The sequence below is a fragment of the Staphylococcus canis genome (genome assembly GCF_016238445.1).
In the GTDB taxonomy this organism is placed as follows: Bacteria; Bacillota; Bacilli; order Staphylococcales; family Staphylococcaceae; genus Staphylococcus; species Staphylococcus canis.
Genome location: NZ_JABANU010000083.1, coordinates 1 through 304, shown reverse-complemented (window position 1 = coordinate 304; position 304 = coordinate 1). Strand labels below are relative to the sequence as shown.

Genomic DNA, 304 nt, shown 5'->3' with positions numbered 1-304 from the left:
TTTCAGAAATAGAATATTAGTTATTTCTAGGATGTTTATAAGTGAACATAAAAAACGTACCAAGTCACTAAAAATAGCAACTTAGTACGTTTTGTCTTCACCAACCGACGTTGACAAAGAGCCAAAATAAAAAACGACTAGTCATCTTGACTAGTCGCTACCGAAGAAATTATGAAAACCTGGCACCGTCCTACTCTTGCGGAACGTCAGTCCGACTACCATCGGCGCTAAAGAGCTTAACTTCTGTGTTCGGCATGGGAACAGGTGTGACCTCTTTGCCATAGGCACCAGATAAACATTGAAT

At 40.1% G+C, this 304-nt stretch carries 1 rRNA gene; it reads right to left on the bottom strand.

The features are described from left to right. Window positions 1-177: 177 nt before the first annotated feature. Window positions 178-292: ribosomal RNA gene (gene rrf / locus HHH54_RS11005) — 5S ribosomal RNA — on the bottom strand. Window positions 293-304: the final 12 nt, after the last annotated feature.